This is a genomic window from Actinomadura scrupuli (genome assembly GCF_050971785.1).
Lineage (GTDB): Bacteria > Actinomycetota > Actinomycetes > Streptosporangiales > Streptosporangiaceae > Actinomadura_E > Actinomadura_E scrupuli.
This window is the reverse complement of record NZ_JBPCCU010000006.1, coordinates 285,235-304,752: the sequence shown is the minus strand read 5'-3', so window position 1 is coordinate 304,752 and position 19,518 is coordinate 285,235. Positions and strand designations below refer to the sequence as shown.

The window sequence follows — 19,518 nt, the reverse complement described above, 5'->3', positions numbered from 1 at the left end:
CTGGTGACCGGTTGCGGACATGATCACGCGCCTACTCGAAGCTCTGAGGCCCGAAAGAAACTTCTCACCCGGTGGGCATGCCGTGGTGTCGAGTCGTCGTGAAGGCTCGGAGTCCACATCGAAGTCGAGCAGGAAGGGCGGAGCGGCGTGGCGCCGAGAGTGGGGATCACCGATACCGCGGCCGCACAAGCGGCGCGAGCCCTTGGCTTCACCCCGGCCCGGGCACGCGCCTTCCTGGAGCAGCAGGTGTCACGCGGAAGGGTGGTCACCTCGAGTGAGCTACCACATCCTTACGCTGGCAAGCGCAGTAAGACCGGCCAGTTCCTGCTGATCGACCACGTACTGGCGCTGCCACTCGCAACAGACAGCCGTGATCCCAGAGGCTTCACCGCCACCGGCTGCCTGCTCTTCGAGGAGTACCTGCGCACCAAGGGACGGACACGACCGACCGTCGACCCGTACACGCTTCGCGGCGCCGAGTTGATGGCACAGGTGAAGCTGTCCGAGCACGCGGTCCAGCGCTACCACGAACGGGCCGGCGGGCATCACGACCTCAAGGCGGCTCGAGATCAGATGCGCCAGGAGCTCTCCCGCGATGCCAGAGCGGTGCGGCAACGACCCCGGTGGACCAACTCCCGCAACACCGCAGACCTCTTCCTGCTGGCCGGGGGCGCCGACGGCCAGGAGGAGTTCTGCCTGCCGATGTCCCGACACGGTGGTGGCGGCAAGCCGTTGGAAGCGCTGACCTGCCTGCACCGCAGTATGCCGCTGTTCGAACTGACCTCATCCGACCTCGCGAAACAGGTCGCCTTCACCGAAGACGTCCTAACCGCTTTCGATCGCCTGTACTCCGGCGAACAGAGCCCAGCGGTCCGGTTCAAGAGTGCGATCGCAGCGTCCGGCACGTTGTCCTGGCATCCCCCAGCGGGACACCCGCATCATCCCAGAGCCCGCTTCTACCTGATCGTGGGCTCGGTGTTCGTGCCGGTGGCCTGGGACAAAACCGCCCGCGTCCCACTCATCGCCCTGGACGTCCACCAGGCCCAGCTGCCGATCCTCAAGCGCGCGACTGCCTGGCTACGCCGCCGCTTCTCCCCGCGCCTCACCTAAGCCGACTCCTGCGTGGTGACCGTGCGCAATTCCTCAGCGCCGCAAGTCGCGGGGGGTCCTCTGTCTGCAACGGTATGCGGATGCGCCGAGGTCGCCCTCCTCACCCTCGCTCCTCGGAGAGCAGACCTACTTGCGGGAAAATCCCGATGGATCACAATGGGTGATGACGGGCAGCGGACATCCTGCCAATGTCGAAAACCACTGCGACGCAGTGAGCCGAACGTATTTCGGGCCGCCGCGAGGGATGTGCGAATGACTCCGAACTCCTACGGCATTGATCTCGGCCCCTATACGGCTCGTGCCCGCGCCGCTGTCAAATCCGCGCAGGTCAAGGCACGTGCCATGGATCATGGTGAGGTCACAACCGGCCATGTGCTGCTCAGCCTGGTCACTGGCTTCGGAGTGGCCAGTTCGATCATCGCGGAACTTGACGTCTCACCGGATGCGCTTCAGCGTGCCGTCGAGGAGCAGATGGGTCTGGGTGAGCGACCCGCCCCAGAGCACATCCCGTTCTCCGAGGGAACACGTAGGGCCTTGACCCTGGCCTCACTGGAGAATCCGGGGACGGATCCGAACCGGATTGGAACCGATCATCTGTTGATCGGCCTACTGCGTGAGGGCGGGTCCGCGGCCCAGATACTGGCCGGGCTCGGCATCACCACGGCCAAGGTCGCCAGCGCACGCGGGCGAGTCCGCCAGACCATGTGTTACGGATGCGCCGAGCACGGCAGGGAGGCAGAACCACTCATCGGCCCTGAACCGATACTGCCCGCCGGGGTGCCCGCCCTCAACGAGCAACTCAAACAGGTACGCCACCGCAAGGAAGCGGCCATCGACGCCCGAGACTATGAACTCGCGGCCTCGATCCGCGACGAGGAGAAGGACATCCTGCGACGCAGGCTGATATTGCTCGACAGCAGGACCAGCGAGTTCGACCTGGCGAGCGCGATCGACGAGATCGCTCGGCTACGAGAGGCCGTCGACCATCTACGCGGAATGTTGCACCGTGGGCACCGCGGAGTCCACGACCAGGATGGTGGCGGGGCGCTCGCGTCCAAGGCGCCGTGACCGATCCTCACCATCTGAAGATCGGGGTGAATATCTCTTCTCCCTGCGTCCGCGGTCCAGATGAGGTGAAGTGATCGGGGCATGCCGATTCACCGAAATCCGCTCCGTCCGAAGGACGATGGCCATGGATCGAGCACGAGGGCCGGTGACGCGGCGTGAGTGAGGTGTCCGCTCATCCGCGGCCGTTGTTCGGTGCGAGCGTCTGTCTGACGGCGGCGCTTCGGCTGGCGCGGCGTACGCGAAGCGAGGCCGCGGGCACGCATCACCTGCTGCTCGCCCTGCTGGTGCTGGGTGATCCGATCTCGACCCGTACCCTGCTCGACCTGGGCATCGGTTATCGGGACCTGTGTGCCATCGTGACCGGCAGGCGTGAGTGGGACAGCGCCGATGGGGGACGGCTGGCGCGTCTCGACGACAACGCGGGCGACACTCTGCTGCGGGAGGCCTCTGAGCGCCGGCACCTGTTCTCCCGGCGCACGGTGAAACCACGATGGTGGACGCGGACCCTGCGTGATGTCGTGGATCAGGCCACCCGCACCGCCACTGCGGCCGGGCGGGCACGGCCCTACCGCGCCGAACTGCTGATGAGCCTGCTCTCCCACCCCGAGTGCAGGGCCGCCGAGGCGCTGACCACCATCGGTACCGGCGCCGAGCACGCGCTCGCGCAGCTTCGCCGACGCCACGGTCATAAGACGGAGGCGGCCGGGACGTACGACTCGGTGTGGCGCCCGGCCGGCTGGGTCCTGCGATCCTTCCTCGAACGGGCCGACTGCTCCGGGCACCCGCCAGGCCACAGCAAGACGACCGACCGGGCCTGGCGGCTGGGCCTGTCCCTCGCCACCCGGGATCAAGCCCAGCAGATCGCCCAGGAGACGGGACTCGACACTCCACGACCTGAGCACATCCTGCTCGGCCTGCTCCGTGTCCACCGCGAACTGTCCCAGGACCAGCGGCACTTCGGCCCCGAATGGCAGGAGCACTTCCCGGCCGCCACCCTCCTCACCGACCACGGCATCGACTACGACCATGCGATCACGCTGCTCGATCCCCCCGACGACCACCCCGTCGACCCGGCCCCGGTACCCACCACCTACCTCGGTGCATACATCGCCGTATTCAAAGCCGCCTTCGCCCCGGACTGGATCCTGGACGTCGGCAAGCGGGGATCCCTCGAATCACAACGCCTGTTCGGCGACACAGCGCGGCACTTCCTGGACACCGAAGTGCTGCTGCTGGGCGTGCTGTGGGAAGGCAACGAGAATGTCATCCGGATGCTCGACGCGCTGGGCACCGACCCGCAGCACCTACGCCAAGCCCTTAAAGACAGCCTTCGAAGAAGGCATCAGTCTGCGTGATCACCTGGGACTCCACCATAGATCCACCACCGATCCCCAGGATCAGCAGCTCACCGCAATCTCGGTAGTCTCCTCGCATGTCAGGCGATACCGGATTCACCTGCTCCTGCTGCGGCCGGCACCACAGCGAGCTGCCACTGTCCTTCGCAGCACCGGCCCCGGACTACTACTGGACACCCGCACTCGCCGACACCCCCGACAGCCACCTCACCGCGCAGGTCTGGGACAACGGCGCAGTCGTCCTCGGCCCGCTCCACCTGGGCGAGAACCAGCCGTTCCCCATCACAGGCACCCCCATCTCCCAAGCACTCCGCCGACTCGGAGTGACCAAGGGCAACCACCACGACGAGTTCGACGCAGTCGGACTCGGCCGATACCGCCGCACCGAAGCCTGGCTCAAACCCACAAAATGATCAAAGGATCGTCCAGCAGCAAGCAACCGCCCAGTTCATCCGTGCCAGAGCCCGGAGGCGCGGCCTCCCGGCCGCCTTACTGCTGGTGGCGTTGCCGATCGGCGGTGGCGACGGCAAGGATCATTTCGTCGACGGCCCAACGGCCCTCGGGTGAGAGGTCGACGAAGGCGCGGAGCACATCGCGGCTGATGCTCTGGTCGCTCAGCCGGCGCAGTAGGGCCTTGATGGTGAGGTCGTCGTCGATGGGAGCGGTTTCGGTGGCGAAGCCGAAGTAGCCCAGTGGTACCCCGAAGAACGTGGCCAGCGCGGTCAGCGTACGCAGCTGGGGGTTGTCCTGGCGGCCTGTGCGCAGCTTCCACACGGTGGTGGAGGAGATCTCCTCCCCCGTGGCAGCGGTGATGGCGGCTGCGGCCTCGACGTTGTTGCGGGGCGGCGGCGCCTCGGACGGCCACATGGTGCGGATCAGCCACTCGACCTTGTCGGCCAGCGACGCCGACGGTGACGGTGACTCTCGCTCGGCTAGCTCCGGTTCTGCCACTACCCCTCCGACTGTGAACTAAAGACCATGATTCCGCGACACGCGGTTCTTCATTGACAGTGATTGCGAGGTGATGCATCGTTCGGTCAACGACTTTAGTTGACAGGCGAGGGTCTGTCAGCTTTCACCACGGGGGTGGCGATGACAACGTTGGTCACGGCCGAGCAGCCGAACGAGCGATCAGCCGAAGCGGCCGAGCTGCGTGAACGTCAGGTACGCCTGTTGCGGCTGCATCACGACCTCATCCGTACGGGCGTGCTGGTGAGGGTCCGTAAGCCGCGCAACGGCCGGTGGAAACTCACGCTCCGTTCGCGTGAAGCACGGTGGACCGAGACGGTGCTGTGCGCCGGGGCCGAGGGCACCTACGCCTACGTCACCGGGCACGGCCGCCTGCTGGGCAGCGCTGACAATCCGCGCGGTGTGGTCCAGACGCTGACATGGATGATCGAGGGCCAGCACCGATGACCGCCTGCGACGTGACACGCCTGGGAGGGCACCGCGGTACCACCACGCACCGCCGAGCCGTGAAAGCCGTCGCGGTGATCGTCGCGCCGATGGCGGTGGGACTGGCGGCGCTCGGCGGGCTCGGTTCCTTCGCGACCGTACGGGAAGCGGTGCGCCCGTACTTCGGTGAGCTGGCGTGGATCGTGCCGATCGGTATGGACGTTGGGATCTTGATCCTGCTGGCCTGGGACCTGCTGATGGAACACCTCGACCTGGCGTGGCCGGTGTTGCGGTGGGTCGCCTGGGGCTACATCGCCGCGACCGTCGCGGTCAATGTCGCCGCGGCGCACGGCGACCTGGCGGGCAGCGTGATGCATGCTGCGATGCCGGTGTTGTTCGTCGTCGTGGTCGAGGGCGTACGACATCTCATCCGGCGGTCGGTGGGGTTGGCGTCCGGTACCCGCCGGGAACGCATCCCGATGGCCCGGTGGCTACTGGCACCAGTGTCCAGCGGGCTCCTGCTTCGGCGGATGGTGCTGTGGAACGTCCTGGTCTACGGCCGTGGCCTGGTCCTGGAGTACGAGCATCTGCTCGCCGTCTCCCGGCTTCAGCAGACGTATGGGTACTGGTTGTGGCGGTGGAAGGCCCCGCTGTCGGAACGCCTCGCCCTGCGACTTGAGCCTGCCGGGGCGGCGCTCGGTCACCCCGACTCGCGGATCCGCGGCGGTCACGACTCCGTACGCGAGAGGGACGAGGCGGGACCGGCGGAGGAGGCCTGGGCCGACGACGCCCTGCTTACGGCGGTCCGCAGCATTCTGGCCGACGCCGACCGCCGTGGAGAAGCGGTCAGCAACGCCGCTCTCGGCCGCCGAGTGCGCGAGCAGGGCTTCGCGATCGCGAACGGGCGGATCGCCGAGCTCGCCGCCTTTGCCCGCAATGACGCCGCCCGCGGGAGGGTATGAGATGGGTGCGACCTTCGGGCCGCTGGAGCTTCCCCGCTCGCGTCACCGCAACGAGGAGGCTCCCGATGGCCCCTGACTCTCCAGCCCGCGATCAGCAGGAACAGCGCAGGCAAGCCGGTGTCCTGACGGCCATCGCCGACCACGAGACCGCCACGCTGCACGACGGGAGACGCCCCTGGGCCTGGTGGCTGGAACGCGCCGCCGCCTACGGGCAGTACGGATTCACCAACACCCTGCTGATCGCCACCCAGGCTCGCTTCGCCACCCAGGTCCGTACCTACGACCAGTGGAAAGCCCAGGGACGGCACGTCCTCAAGGGCGAGCAAGGCATCCGGATCCTGTCGCGTACCGGCAATCCTCGCAGCGTCTTCGACCTTGCCCAGACCGAAGGAGCCGACCCACCCGAACAGCCCGCGAGTACGCCTGCGCAGGCGTGGGCCGAGCTGTGCCGGCTCGCGATGACCCGCACCTTTCACGTCCAGCGGGAGGACGACTACTGGCACACCGCAGGCCCGGTGATCGTCTGATCCGAGTCGATCCCGACCTCGCAGACGGCGACGCGGTCCGGGTCCTGGCGCACCAACTCGGCCACGCCGTCCTGCACGGCGACCGGATCGACGTCGCCGGCACCGCGGGCTGTCACGGGGTGCGGCGCGTCCAAGCCGACTCGATCGCCTACCTGATCCCTGGCCCAACTCGGCATCGACTCGTGCGGCTGGGTGTTCCCACCGCTAAAGAGCTGGGCGGGCACTGATCCGCGGGCCCGCCCGCTGGAAACCATCGCGATGGTCGGCGACCGCATCCTGCGCACGGCAACGCGCATCCGCACACAGCTGGCCGCCCTCCCACCACCACAGACCCCTACCAACACGCCGCCGCACCGGCTCCCCGGAGCCGTACGCCCGCCCGAGGTCCGTACTCCGGACGACGATTCATCCGTGGCGGTGGGCACCGGGGCCAGTCCGCCGGGACCGCAGAGTGGCGGTCGGTCGGCAGAGCCTTCCCGGGATGACCTGATCGCCATGCACGCCGCCGCCCACCGGTTCTTTCTGGGCCAGTTGGCCGGAAGCTGGGTCCCCGGATACCTGACCGGCCGGGGCTTCGACACCGAGGTGCAGCGGGAATGGCACATCGGCTACGCACCAAAAGCCTGGCGAATGCTCACCGAGCATCTGCGCACCCTCGGCTACAGCAACGATGCGATCGTCGCTTCCGGACTGGGCAGACGGGGCCGCAGTGGCCGACCGTACGACACCTTCCGCGACCGGCTCATGCTCCCGATCCGCGATGCCGAGGGGATGGCCGTCGGCTTCATCGGCCGGCGAGCTGACGGTGCGGCAGGCCCGAAGTACCTCAACAGCCCACAGACACCGATCTTCCACAAGAGCCGGCTGCTGTTCGGCCTCGCCGAGACCCACCACGCCCTGCACACCGGCGCACGACCGGTCATCGTCGAGGGCCCACTGGACGCCATCGCGATCAACACTGCCAGCCCGCACCACCATGCCGCCGTCGCCCCCTGCGGCACCGCTCTGACCACAGCACACCTCGACGCGATCACGGAGCACGCCGACCTCCACACTGTCGGCGTACTCCTCGCCCTGGACGGCGACCACGCCGGACGGGCCGCAGCCGTACGGGACTGGGACATCCTCGCCAAGGTCAACGGCCCACTCGGCGCCGTGCTCCTGCCCGAGGGCCTCGACCCCGCAGACCTGCTGCGCCACCACGGATGTGCGGCCGTAGCAGAGGCGCTGCGGTCCGAGGCGCCGCTCGCGGATCTGGTCATCGACAACAGCATGCGGCGAGCCGGTGGTCCGCTGGAGTTCACCGAACAGCGATGGGCCGCACTCCGAGCCGCCGCCAACCTCATCGCACACCTGCCACCACAGCAGATAGGACACCAGGTCACCCGCGTCGCCACAGCCCTCAACCTGCAGCCGGGCCTGGTCACCCATGCCGTCATAGCCGCTGTCAGCCCGGACCCACCCAACCCCGCCGAACTCGCTGCACGCGACTTCCCCGCACCGCCGCTGAACTCTTCAAAGGACGGTTATCCACAGGCTGGCCCAAGCCTTGCGACGCAGCCTCACAGCCGTTCACATAAGAGCAGGTCGGCATGACCAGCACGCATCTAACCAGGAGACACCAGTGACAGCCGACAACCATCCCGAACCGTTCGCCGAAGGCCTCGGACATGGGGCACAGCGCACCGCGCAGTTAATCGCCCTCGCCACCATGACCGCCAACGGCGTACGCCAGTTCGCCAAGCAACGCCACGACATGCGCGCGGCCCGCGACGGGCGTGCGCGGGAGACGGCCGAGCAGGAACTCAAGACCGCCCTTGACCAAGCACGCTCCCGTTGGGCTCCAGCCCACGACCGGAACTGGCTTCGACGGGCCACCCTGCTCGAAACCGCACGGGCCTGGGGCGCAGCGGTGCCGTACGCCGAGCACGACACGGCCGCCCGCTCTGCCATGCGCAAATGCGAGCAACGGCTACGGGATCTGCACCCCCACGGGATGGGGCATTACGACCGGTTACGGGCCTCCGGCCATGTGCCGCAAGAAGCCATGCGAGAAGCAGCACCTTTCTTTTCCCGGGACCCCAACGTACGGACCGGGGAGCCCTCCGCCCGGGACGCACTACGGAAGGGCACCGGCACCGAATGGGCGGCCACCGAGCACGGGCCCGGCCGTACGGAATGGGAAGAGCATCGACAGGAACGGCGCGCCCGGCAGATCCTCGGCGAGGTGACCGAGAAACTCCAGGCCGGGAGCCTGCACGACGTACGGCCCGACGAGCTGCGCACCGTACTGGCGATGACCACCAACCTGCCCGAACACATCATCGACAAGGCCACCCGACCACGAACAGGACCGAAGAGCCCGTGGGAAGTGGCGCAGGAGAGCTTCCCGCTCACCATCGGTGAGGCCATGCACCTGACCGCCCAACGACCGCGTGAACAAGCCTCACCGAGAACGCCGCTCAACCCGACAATGGAAAGGAGCCGGCGGCCGGGCCGCTGACCGTCCATGCACACACACATGATCAACGGGGGCAGTCCCCTGCTGTGGGTGGCGGTCTTCGGTTTCCTCATCTTCGTCGGAACGCTGCCGATCCTAGTCGCCCTGCTCAGGGGTGCGGAGCAGATCTGGCTCGTCATCGTGCTCACCGTCATCGGCGGCACCACCTGCGTCGGCTGGCCGGCGGCGATTCTGGCCGCCTGCATGCTCCCGAAAAGAGAACCCGCGATCAGGTACGTGCCGTACCCACCATCCGATCGAGAGCCGGACAGCTGTACGGCGACGATCACGGTGGTCAACAGGCCGTATCAGCCCGCAGGGAGTAGTAGCCGTGCCAGGGCGCGCACTGCCACCGGAATGGGAGGACGCGACCGGTCGCCCATGCCCTTGGCTATCAAGCGGAATCCTCGCCGGAGGGGTCTCTCCTGGCGTGATGGTCGTTGAGACGCCCTAGCAGCCGCATCAGGTCGTCGCGCTCGGCTGCCGACAACGGCGCGAGCAGGTCGTCTTGGACCGCGGCGAGCAGTACGTCGAGCTGATGCAGGTGGCGGCGCCCTTGGGGGGTGATGGTGATGACGTTGCGGCGGCGGTCTGCCGGATCCGCGGCGCGTTCGACGAACCTGCGGTCGGTGAGTTCGTTGATCGTGGCGACCAGATCGCTGCGGTAGATACCGGTGCGGCCGCTCAGCGCCGCCTGGCTGCCCGGGCCGAACTCCTCCAGCGCTGCGAGCAGGGCGTAGTGGTACTTACGGGCCTCCGCGCCGGTGAGCCCTTCGCTTACCAGTCGCTGGGCGTGCGCTGCAGCCATGGACAGCGTCCGGCTCGGCATGGCGCGCAGTCGGGTGGGTGTCTCCTCACCGGCTCGGGGTTCCATGCCGACGATCCTACCCGGTTGCGTTAGTCACACTAACGATATACATTCGTTAGTGTGACAAACGTTAGTCTGACTAACAGATTGGCCAGGGAATCGAAATGACCACGACCACAGCCGCAGACACCGCCCGGCTCCAGGAACTCAGCGACCGTGCCGACCTCAACGACCTGCTCGCCCGCCAGGGCCTCTGGCTGGACGAACGACGCTTCGACGAGACCGCCTCCATCTTCACCGAAGATGCCACGGTCGAGACCCCGGGCGGACGAGCCAAGGGGCTCCAAGCCCTCGCCGAACAGGCACACCGCAACCACAGCCGCTACGCGGCCACCCAGCACGTCACCACGAACGTCCTCATCGACCTGGACGGCGACCGGGCCACCGTACGGGCGAACCTGATCGTCACCTTCGTCCGCGACGCCGCCACACCCGAGCCGACGCTCACGATGGGCGAGCGCTACCGCTTCGAGGCGGCCCGCACTCGTCACGGCTGGCGGTTCTCCCGCGTCAAGGCAACCCCCGTGTGGAGGGCCGGCGAACTCCCCCAGAAGAACAAAGCCCACGCGCCCTCCACCAGCTGAGCAAAATGGCCGAGCGGGGCGACCGGTTTCGTGCCGGTACCGCCCCGCTACCCGGTTCGAGGGAACTATTGAGTTGCCCGACCCGCGCGACCTGCTCGACGGCGATGGAGCAGTGCGCATGGCACAGCGATGACCACGGCCGTGAGCAGCAGGCTTACGGACACCGAGAGCGTCGGGTGAGGCAACTGGGTTACCCGGGTCCATATGACGTTGGGGTTGTCTCCGCTGGGCGCCAGAGCGGCGGGGGCCAGCGGCAGCCCGCCCGCGAACAGACCGAGACGAGCCCCTTGCGGCGGCAATCCGGATGAGCCTGGCCGCCGGGGAAGGAACCGGCTGATGACGCGCGCCCTATGCCGCCTGATAACCGCGACCCTCATAAAACCCCCCGTATTGGCGTGGTCACTTCATGCCTATTGAAGGTCTGCGGCAATGGCTCCAGCAAGGACCGATCGCGACACGGCGTGTCGGTGGGTTCACTGTGTGGGTGAGGTAGGCGCTGGCACCGTTCGGCGGTTTTGCAAGTGGTGGGTGAGGAAGTCGCCGATCTGAGTGTAGGAGTCGATCTCGTTGTCGCGTTTGGTGAAGCCGTGGCCTTCGTCGTCGTAGAGGTCGTAGCGGACATCGACGCCGCGGGCGCGGAGCCGTTCGACGATCTGGTCGGCTTCCGCTTGGGGCACGCGCGGGTCCTGGGCACCCTGGATGACGAACAGCGGTGCGTTGATGTTCTCCACGTAGTTGACGGGTGAGCGGGAGCTGAGCAGGTCGGCGTCCTTATCGGGGTCACCGAGGGCGGCGTTGACGAAATGCCGCCAGGTGGGCGGGCATGCCCGGGACAGGGTGACGAGGTTGGAGGGCCCGCAGATGGAGACGCCCGCCGCCCAGGGATAGGCGATGCGCGACAGACAGGACAGGGTGGCGAATCCGCCGTAGGAGCCGCCCATCACCGCGACCCGTGCGGGGTCAATCCAGTCCAACGCGGCCAGGTGGGCAACGGAGTCCTCGAATTCGCGTAGGTCGGCACCTCCCCAGTCTCGGTAGATCGCGGTCTGGAAGGCGAGGCCGTACCCTCGGGAGCCGACCACGTTGGGGGCGAAGACGGCGATGCCGTGGGCGAGGAGGTACTGGTAGAGGCCGGCGCGCAGATACTCGGGGCGCTCTTGCATTTCGGGGCCGCCGTGGATGGACATCACCGCGGGGAACGGGCCATCGCCGTGCGGCCGGTACAGGAACGCTTGCACGGTCCGGCCGTCGCGGGCGACGAACTCGGTGGTGTCGGGCTCCACGGGCCGGATCGTGCGCAGTGCGGGTGGCCGGGTGTCGGTGAGGTACCGGAAGGTTCCGGCTTCCAGGTCCATCACGCCGATCTCCGCGGGGCGGGTCGCGGCGTCCACCTGGAGCACGGCCACAGACCCGTCCGCGGCCAGGTCCATGGCTGTGATCACCGAACGTGGCAGGTGCGGGAGCTGGAGCTCCCGTCCGCCGCGTGCTGCCTGGGGCAGAGAAGTTCCGGCCTCGTTCACCGACCACAGCACCGTGTCACCCGAAGTGCTGATCTGCTCGACGTCCCAGTCCGGTGTGGCGATGGCATGGATGGTCGCATCACTGAGGCGGAAGTAGGCGGCGGCGATGAACTCTCCCCAGTGGCTGGTGGTCAGGTAGAACCCAGCCGAGTCAGCCGCCCAGCAGGTCGGCCAGAAATATCCGCCCGCCAGGGCGTCGGTGACCGGGGTCGGGACCGCACCAGGAGTGGTGAGGTCCAGGAGGCGGCAGTCGACATCGGTGTTGGAGCGCACCCCGGCCACGAACAACCACCGGCCATCCGGGGAGATCCCGGCCCGCATGAACGCCACCCCATCGGGTGGGGTGTGCCGTTGCCGCTCCCCGGTGACCAGGTCATGGACGATCAGGTCCTGGACGGTCGGGTCACGGTCGTTGGCGGTGTAGGCCATGCGCCGCCCCTGCCCGTCGAAGGGGGAGCCCCGGAACTCGTGCTGACCGGGCGCATCGGTGATCGGCTCGGACGGTCCGCCTCCGGCCGGGACCCGGTAGATCTGATACTGCTCGTCGCCGGCGGTGTCAGCGGTGAACACCAGGCCGGCACCATCGGGCGTCCAGGCGATCTGCCGTACGGCCTGGCCGGTGTGCTGGGTCAGCCGACGCGGCGAACCACCGGTCAGGGGATGAACCCACAGGTCGAACTGCCCGCTTGCGTTGCTGGAGTATGCGACCTGAGTGCCGTCGGGGGACAGCGCCAGACTGGGCTGGAACCGCTGGCCGGGGACGAAGTCGCGGTAGTGCGGTGGCAGGTCCGCCCGAGGGGCGGGTGGTGTCGGCTGAGTCGCTTCACGGTTCACGGTCACTGCGGCTGCTCCCAGTGGACGGCCGCGCCCAGAGGGGCCCGGCGGGGTTCGGCGATGAAGTCATCATGGGGCGGCGGTGCACAGCCGTACCGTTCGCGCCGTTTTACGGATGGATGGTGGGTCATTGGACCCAGCCGCGGCGGACGGCGGCCGCCCCTGTGGCCATGCGGGATTCCGTGCCGAGGAGGTCTTTGATGGCGGTGTAGTGCCGCCGTACGGTGGTCGCGCTGATTCGGGTGCGGCCGGCGACGGCTTCGTCGTCGAGGCCCTGGCACAGCAAGCGAAGTACCTGATGCTGGATGTCGGTCAGCGGCGAACGGTTGGGTGCCTGATCAGAGCCGAGAGGTATCGCGTCTTTCCAGAGCATCTCGAAGTGCTTGCGGAGTTCTCCGACGATCGGCGGGGCGTGGAGGATCAGCGCGCCGCCCATGCCGGTCGGGGTCAGCGGGAGCATCACCGTCGTGTCGTCGACGAGTTTCATCTTCATCCCGACCTCCGGAAGCACCCGGGCCTCCTCACCGGCCTGCACGGACCTCTCGACCGCCCGCGCGACCACCGGGTTGTCCAAGCAGTTGGCCTGGTAGATCGACCGATAGCGCACGGTCCCCTTGAACCGCGGCAACGGCGGAATGACGCTGGTGTCCTGAATCGGGGTTTCCTGCAGGCAGTTGTCCAGCGTCATCATGTCCCGGCGAACGGAACCGATCAGCGAGGCGGACAGCTGACTGATCTCGCCCCGGTCGGTGATAACCCGGACCGCAGGATGCTCACCGCCGCCCGGCCGCGGGAGATCGTGGTGGAGATCCCGCAGCCGTTGGTGGCCGTTCATCATCCGCTGGTGGTGATCGCGCCATCCCCCGTACAGCTCACCCATGGCGGCCTGCAACGCCAGATGCGGGGGCGCGGGCATGAGCCGAGGTGGGTTCGTAGTATCGGCCGGGTTCAGGTGCGCCATCCCCCACCCGATGAGAGTACGAACCAGTGCCGTACCACCGAGGAAGTCCTCGGCCTCCTCACCTGGGCACCCACCGGCTTCCACCAGTTTGAGGTAGGCGGCCAGCACCTCCCCCTCGACCACCCCGTCGAGAAGCTTCACCGCCAGTCCCGTGTCCTGCTCGCCCACACCCGCCCCCATGGGTGACTCACCCTACGATTTGCGATCGCCCATCGTAGTCACAGCATCACTATGAGCATGGATACTTGGAGTGCTCTTCAGCCGTTGGCGGCGACACGGCTGGCCGGTTTTAGTCATTGAGCGGAACTGGTCACCCCCTTGAAGTCCCCACAATCTGGGATTTGGTCCCCACCTGGGTGGCCGGAAGCGCTCAATGAGCGGAACTGTTCGTTTCCCCACTGCCGATTACCCGCTGTGATGATCCCCGGCTTCACACACCGGGGGTAACGATGAAGGCAACGTCACACGGGTCGCGCCGCGACCAGAGATCCGAGCAGGTGCGACGGGAGGTGACCTCGACGCTCGTACCTGCCTGGGCGACGGCAGGCGTCGTGGTGCTGATCACCTGGCTCCTCCGCGAGATCGCCCTTCGGCTCACTCCACACCTGCCGCACATCGTCGCGCCCGCTCCGCGCATCAAAGGTACGAGCGCGGGCGCGAAACCGTACGGCATCGCCTCGTCCTTGAAGCCCTTGCACGCACCGGCGGGGATCGGGGTCGTCGGCCCGGGCGCGAACGCGTACGTGCGCTCTCTGCTGGTCGAGGTGCTCACCACCACCGGTACCAGCACGGTCGTGATCAGCCGCAACGAGCTCAACCGGCTCTTCGAAGGCGCCTTCGACCAGAGGCTGGAACGTGCTCTCGGCCCCCGGTTGCACGTCAGCGAGTTGCTCGAGGACGCCATCGAGCAACTCGAACTCCAACTGCTCGTGGGCGAGGCCGCCCAAGCCAACCCCGACGTCGGATCACCGGCTGGTGGCGAGCAACCGGTGACGTACTGGATCGCCACTCCCGGACATGACGACGATGTCGTCCTACCTCTGCTGCGCCGGGTGCCTGGGCTGGTGGGTGTGATGTTCGGCGAATGGCGGCAGGGGCCCACCTACGTCATCGACGCCACCGGAACGCTCAACGGCATACACGGTGACCGAAGAGCTCACACCATCTCGGATGCCACAGAAGATCGCGGACCCGGCAGCACCTCTGCGATGTACGGCGTCACCGCGGCGCTCACCTCGGCCCAAGCGCTGGCCCGGCTGCACGCGCACGCCTCCACGGCCAGGGCGAGCCGATGATCGATCGGCTCTCCGTCCGCACCGGTTCCGGGCTGGCAGCTGCGATCATCGCATTGGCCGCGATCCCTTCGCACGAGGTCGCCGCCCAGGTCAGAGACGGGCTCGTCGCTGGCAGACCCAGACCGAAACCCGGGCCGACAGGTGGGCAGTACTTCGACCCCGGGCAGATGCAGCGCGAGATCAGCAACGAAGTGGCCCGCAGTATCCAGACCGGTAAGCCCTTCGACTGGGCAAAGGTGTGGCACCAGGCCTTGCAGCAACCCGCGCGGTCAGCGTGGGTACGTAGACCCAGACAGCATCGGCCAAGATCGCGCCCGGCCCAGGTCAGACACCATACGGCGGGTCATCACCACCGGCCGGAACTCCACCATGGTCATCCACCCGGCAGCGGAGCCCGGCACACCGCTTCCGCATCGGCTGCAGTCTCACCGGCCACGAAGAACCCGCGGCCTTCGACGGCGCCCTCCATCACCGGCTCCGCGCAACCGTCCTTCACTCCGCGGCCCGTTGCTTCGCGATCCTTTCCTCTGCGGCCAGTCGACCAGACGTCCTCGGCTACTGCCGACCGGCATCGGCCGAGCGGTCTCGTCCGGTTCAGCCGGCCATCACGATGGGTACGCCGAAGTGCGCTCCCATTGATCCTCCTGGCCACGTCTGTCGTGGCCGCCGCCGCGGGCCGACGCCGCCTCGCGTCTCTGTTCGCAACGATCCGGTCGATCGCCCTCCTCCGCGCAGTACGAGTCGTACGCCCAGCCCCGGCCCCAACTGCGGTCCCGCGCGCTGCGACGGTGCCGCAGGGCCTGGACCCGTTCGCCGTGGGCGGCCTCGCTCTCAGTGGAGCGGGCGCCGCGTCGGCTGCCCGGGGCCTCGTCATAACCATGCTCACCCACCGGCGGCCGAACTCCGCTCAGGTGGTGATGTCTCGCCTCGATGCCTGGCACCTGCTCGGCATCGACACCGGCGACCTCGTAGAAGAACGGATCCCCGGCCTCGTACTCACCGAGGACCTCCTCCAGGCCAAGGCGTACCTGCAGACCACCGGACCACGCCGGTTGCTCATCAAATTCTCCGACGATCGCGACGTGCTCCATGACCTCCCCACCCGCCACCGCGGACGGATCGCGGTCGTCACTTTCTCCACCCGGCCGCAGGACACGATCGAGGTCAGCGCCGACGGCCGGATCCAGCTCACGCCGGACTCGGCGAACGCGGTGACGGGACTGCCGCCCACCCTCACCCGATCCGAGGCGTACAACCAGCTCATGAACCTGCCGACCGTACGGGAACCCCTACCGCTGGGCTGTTGGCGTCACTCCCGTCGAACGCGGGACGCCATTCCCTGTGAACATAGGCATCTGAAAGGAGCGCGCAGAGACCCGCCGCCGCGCTCACCATGACGCGGTGCTGTTAACCGTGACGGGGCTCGCCTGCCGGACGCTGACCTGTGACAGAACGTCACAGCGCCACGAGACCGCCGTGCCGTGCCTTCCCGTATCAGCGGGCGGTGGAACCGGGGACCCGTCGCAAGGCCGGGAGGCACACCCTCTTGCCGATGACCGGACATCGGTACTGAGGCAAACAATCACGGTGTCGTTACTGTTCGCGCCCTGCTGCCAGTACAGGTGCCTGCTCCTCCTGCAGACTCAGCTGTGTTACCTGACATCTATACAATCGAAGAAGATTGCGTTGGCATGCCAAGATTACATCCCTGTCCGAAATATGGCCTCTGTGTCGTATTGCACGTTCACCACGCGGGCGACCTATTAACCTTATGTGAGGGAGAATCTGAACAAGAGGGACTGATGTGACGGCCTTTCCGGGCGAGGCGAGAGTCGGGGGCGACGCCGTCGCCGGCGACAAGATCGTCCACAACCGTCTCGCCAACGAACAGCTCCCCGAGCCACCTCGTCAACTCCCTCTCGACATTCACGGCTTCACTGGGCGTGCTGATGTTCTGGCTAGGCTCGATGCACTGACCAAGGAAAACGAACGTGAGCTTTCTCCTCTGATCATCGCGATCACAGGCATGCCGGGGATCGGGAAAACAGCCTTGGCCGTTCACTGGGCTCATCTGGTCTCGACAGAGTTTCCGGATGGCCATATCTTCATCGATCTTCGAGGCTTCTCTGACAAGGCCGCACTATCGCCGCGTGAGGCATTGAGTCAGGCCCTTCGTTCACTGGGCGTGCCCGCCGGTCGGATTCCAGCAGACGAGGACGAACTAGCCGCTCTCTATCGGTCACAATTGGCCAGAAAGAGGCTGCTGATCGTGCTCGACAACGCCGTGGGTGCACAGCAGGTGCATCCCCTCTTACCTGGCAGTCCCACATGTGTGGTCATCGTCACGGCGCGCAACGATCTGGCCGGGCTCGTGGCTCGCGATCGTGCTCGCACCTTAGCGCTGGACCTGTTGCCCACATCGGAGGCGTTGGATCTCGTGCGGGCCGTGGCAGGCATCGAACGGACTGAGGCTGAGCCTGAGGCGGCGGCAGAACTAGTGAATATGTGCGCCCGGCTACCACTGGCTCTTAGCGTGGCGGCAGCAAACCTCGCAACCCGGCCTCAACAGACCGTGGCCGACGCGGTGCGCGTACTTGACGGGGGAGACCGCCTATCTAACCTGGCCCTTGGGCCGGAGCTAGACGAGGCGGTCGGAGCTGCCTTTAGCCTTTCCTACCGGGGGCTCAATAGTGAACTCCAGCTAGCGTTCAGATTGTTCGGGCTCATTGAGGGGCCTAGTTTTACTCCTCAGGCCACCGGGGCATTGCTCGCCGTCACTCCTGAGGCCGCGCGACGCATCCTAAGCCGGCTGGAAGCGGCAAATCTCGTCCAGGCTATCTCGCACGATCGTTACCAGCTTCACGAGCTGCTCCGAGAGTACGCGCGCGGCAGGGCGGAGGCCGAAGATGACCAACTGGTTCGGGAGTCTGCAGTGCAGCGCCTCGCAACCTGGTATCTCACGAGGGCCCAGCAAGCCGGACGGTTCCTGGATCGCTATCGACGTACAATCGGCCAGGAGCTGACGGTTCCTCCTGTGCACGTCGCACCGCCGGAACGGCATCGCCACATGGACTGGTTCGCGCAGGAGTACCTCAACTTGGTGGAGGTCATCGGCCAGATTTCGCATCTGCAGTGGGATCAACTGACGTGGGAGCTGGCGGACGCGGTATACGACTTCTTCGAATTGCGCCGATATTGTCATGAGAATGTTGCCGTACACCGGTTGGGTCTCGAAGCAGCCAAACGAAGATATCATCTGCCTGCGCAGTTCTTCATGCGACACCATATGGCGGTAGTATACCGGGAGCTCGGGGAGTTTAATAAAGCCTTCTCAGAGGATCAAAGAGCGTACGAACTGAGCCAGCAGGTCGGAGATCGCTACGGCACCGCAGCGACACTCGACAATATGGCCCGCATCCACTTGTCGCTCAGTAACTACAAGGAAGCACTGTCCTTCGCCGGCCAGGCGCTCGCGATCCTGCGGGGTATCGGGGAACAGCATGGCGAGGCAACCGCCTTGGACACGATGGCCCGCGGACATCAGGGACTGAGTCAATATCGGGAAGCGTTCGAACGCGCCGAGGGGGCCCTTGTCATCCGCCAAGACATCGGCGATCAGCGTGGTGAAGCAGAGACGCTCGACAACATCGCACGTATCTATCATGGATGGGGGCAAGCCCGAAAGGCACTCGACTACGCCAAGCGCGCGCTCAAGATCAGGGAGGACCTCGGAGACCGTCATGGAGAGGGCGAGACCCTTGCCTATCTTGGCTTTCTTCACATGAGGACTGGACAGCATCTAAAAGCTCGCGAATATGTTCAATATGCCCTTACTATAAGACGGTCCATTGCGGACCGTCACGGCGAGGGCCATGCACTTATCTATCTATCGATTATTCTGCGTCGACTCGGCCGATACGACGAGGCGGTACGGGTTGGGCTTGAGTCATTGGACGTCCTCCAGGAGCTCGGAGATCGGCACGGCGAGGCGGAGGCGCTGGAGAGCTTGTCGCGGAGTTATCGCCGAAAAGAGGCCTACCATCAGGCACAAAAAGATGCCGAACGTTCTCTGGAAATCAGCCGCTCCATCGGGAACCGGCATGGTGAGGCCACCGCGATCAACGCGCTTGGCCTGATTTCCCGTAAGCTCGGAAAATTGTCGATGGCGCGAGAGCAGGGCGTCCAATCGTTGCGAATTCGTTTGCAGATCGGCGATCGGCATGGCGAGGCCAGCTCGCTCGACCTGCTCTGTAAGGTCTACCACGACAAAGGGCAACTGGATAAGGCGTACCGGACGGCCCAGCGAGCCCTAGCCATCGCCCACGACGTGGGGGACAGCTACGGGTTGGCAGTGACACTGCGCGCGATGGGGGAGATTGCAGCGGACGTGGGGCTTCTGAAGGAGTCTTTGGAGCACCTCGAGCAAGCCTTGGCCTTGCAGCAGGAGAGCGGGAACCGAGAGGGTGAGGCCGAGACGCGCAGGCTGTTGTCGACTTTGCATGATCATCGACCTGCGCCCGGATCTTCTTGAGCTCGTGT

General features: G+C 66.3%; 17 protein-coding genes. 13 read left to right on the top strand and 4 right to left on the bottom strand.

The window, feature by feature from the left end:
• Positions 1–159: 159 nt before the first annotated feature.
• From ACRYCC_RS27120 to ACRYCC_RS27105, 4 genes are all read left to right on the top strand, one after another.
• Positions 160–1,110, top strand: a complete 951-nt coding sequence (locus tag ACRYCC_RS27120; protein WP_433816515.1) for a hypothetical protein — start codon at positions 160–162, stop codon at positions 1,108–1,110.
• 252 nt (positions 1,111–1,362) lie between these two features.
• Positions 1,363–2,178, top strand: coding sequence for a UvrB/UvrC motif-containing protein (locus ACRYCC_RS27115; protein WP_433816514.1), 816 nt, complete (start codon positions 1,363–1,365; stop codon positions 2,176–2,178).
• A gap of 155 nt (positions 2,179–2,333) precedes the next feature.
• Positions 2,334–3,533 carry a Clp protease N-terminal domain-containing protein gene (locus ACRYCC_RS27110; protein ID WP_433816513.1) on the top strand — a complete coding sequence of 400 codons (1,200 nt, stop codon included), beginning with the start codon at positions 2,334–2,336 and terminating at the stop codon, positions 3,531–3,533.
• 77 nt (positions 3,534–3,610) lie between these two features.
• Positions 3,611–3,946 (top strand): hypothetical protein, encoded by a 336-nt coding sequence (locus ACRYCC_RS27105; RefSeq protein ID WP_433816512.1) that lies wholly within the window; start codon positions 3,611–3,613, stop codon positions 3,944–3,946.
• Between the two features lie 76 nt (positions 3,947–4,022).
• Here ACRYCC_RS27105 and ACRYCC_RS27100 read toward each other — a convergent pair whose 3' ends face one another.
• On the bottom strand, positions 4,023–4,484 hold the full coding sequence (locus ACRYCC_RS27100; protein WP_433816511.1) for a hypothetical protein: 462 nt from the start codon (positions 4,482–4,484) through the stop codon (positions 4,023–4,025).
• Positions 4,485–4,625: 141 nt separating this feature from the next.
• Here ACRYCC_RS27100 and ACRYCC_RS27095 point away from each other — a divergent pair, with 141 nt between their 5' ends.
• From ACRYCC_RS27095 to ACRYCC_RS27075, 5 genes are all read left to right on the top strand, one after another.
• A complete protein-coding gene (locus ACRYCC_RS27095) occupies positions 4,626–4,949 on the top strand; it encodes a hypothetical protein (RefSeq protein ID WP_433816510.1) in 324 nt (107 codons plus the stop codon).
• Positions 4,950–5,008: 59 nt separating this feature from the next.
• The gene (locus tag ACRYCC_RS27090) at positions 5,009–5,890 is read left to right on the top strand and encodes a DUF2637 domain-containing protein (RefSeq protein ID WP_433816509.1); all 882 of its coding nucleotides are present in this window, start codon (positions 5,009–5,011) and stop codon (positions 5,888–5,890) included.
• 65 nt (positions 5,891–5,955) lie between these two features.
• A complete protein-coding gene (locus tag ACRYCC_RS27085; protein WP_433816508.1) occupies positions 5,956–6,417 on the top strand; it encodes an ArdC-like ssDNA-binding domain-containing protein in 462 nt (153 codons plus the stop codon).
• A 192-nt stretch (positions 6,418–6,609) separates the two neighbouring features.
• Complete coding sequence (locus ACRYCC_RS27080) at positions 6,610–8,013, top strand: toprim domain-containing protein (RefSeq protein WP_433816507.1); 1,404 nt, start codon at positions 6,610–6,612, stop codon at positions 8,011–8,013.
• A 28-nt stretch (positions 8,014–8,041) separates the two neighbouring features.
• A complete protein-coding gene (locus ACRYCC_RS27075) occupies positions 8,042–8,920 on the top strand; it encodes a hypothetical protein (RefSeq protein WP_433816506.1) in 879 nt (292 codons plus the stop codon).
• A gap of 391 nt (positions 8,921–9,311) precedes the next feature.
• Here the strand turns inward: ACRYCC_RS27075 and ACRYCC_RS27070 are convergent, their stop codons facing one another.
• Positions 9,312–9,791 (bottom strand): MarR family winged helix-turn-helix transcriptional regulator, encoded by a 480-nt coding sequence (locus ACRYCC_RS27070; RefSeq protein ID WP_433816505.1) that lies wholly within the window; start codon positions 9,789–9,791, stop codon positions 9,312–9,314.
• 98 nt (positions 9,792–9,889) lie between these two features.
• Between ACRYCC_RS27070 and ACRYCC_RS27065 the strand changes: the two genes are divergently transcribed.
• On the top strand, positions 9,890–10,369 hold the full coding sequence (locus tag ACRYCC_RS27065) for a nuclear transport factor 2 family protein (RefSeq protein WP_433816504.1): 480 nt from the start codon (positions 9,890–9,892) through the stop codon (positions 10,367–10,369).
• Positions 10,370–10,842: 473 nt separating this feature from the next.
• Here ACRYCC_RS27065 and ACRYCC_RS27060 read toward each other — a convergent pair whose 3' ends face one another.
• The gene (locus tag ACRYCC_RS27060; RefSeq protein ID WP_433816503.1) at positions 10,843–12,729 is read right to left on the bottom strand and encodes an alpha/beta hydrolase family protein; all 1,887 of its coding nucleotides are present in this window, start codon (positions 12,727–12,729) and stop codon (positions 10,843–10,845) included.
• A gap of 121 nt (positions 12,730–12,850) precedes the next feature.
• A complete protein-coding gene (locus ACRYCC_RS27055; RefSeq protein ID WP_433816502.1) occupies positions 12,851–13,852 on the bottom strand; it encodes a helix-turn-helix transcriptional regulator in 1,002 nt (333 codons plus the stop codon).
• Positions 13,853–14,193: 341 nt separating this feature from the next.
• Between ACRYCC_RS27055 and ACRYCC_RS27050 the strand changes: the two genes are divergently transcribed.
• The 3 genes from ACRYCC_RS27050 (at position 14,194) to ACRYCC_RS27040 (ending at position 19,510) form a co-directional block, all read left to right on the top strand.
• Complete coding sequence (locus ACRYCC_RS27050; RefSeq protein WP_433816501.1) at positions 14,194–14,979, top strand: hypothetical protein; 786 nt, start codon at positions 14,194–14,196, stop codon at positions 14,977–14,979.
• 917 nt (positions 14,980–15,896) lie between these two features.
• The gene (locus ACRYCC_RS27045) at positions 15,897–16,376 is read left to right on the top strand and encodes a hypothetical protein (protein WP_433816500.1); all 480 of its coding nucleotides are present in this window, start codon (positions 15,897–15,899) and stop codon (positions 16,374–16,376) included.
• 407 nt (positions 16,377–16,783) lie between these two features.
• The gene (locus ACRYCC_RS27040) at positions 16,784–19,510 is read left to right on the top strand and encodes a tetratricopeptide repeat protein (RefSeq protein ID WP_433816499.1); all 2,727 of its coding nucleotides are present in this window, start codon (positions 16,784–16,786) and stop codon (positions 19,508–19,510) included.
• The last annotated feature ends 8 nt before the right edge of the window (positions 19,511–19,518 follow it).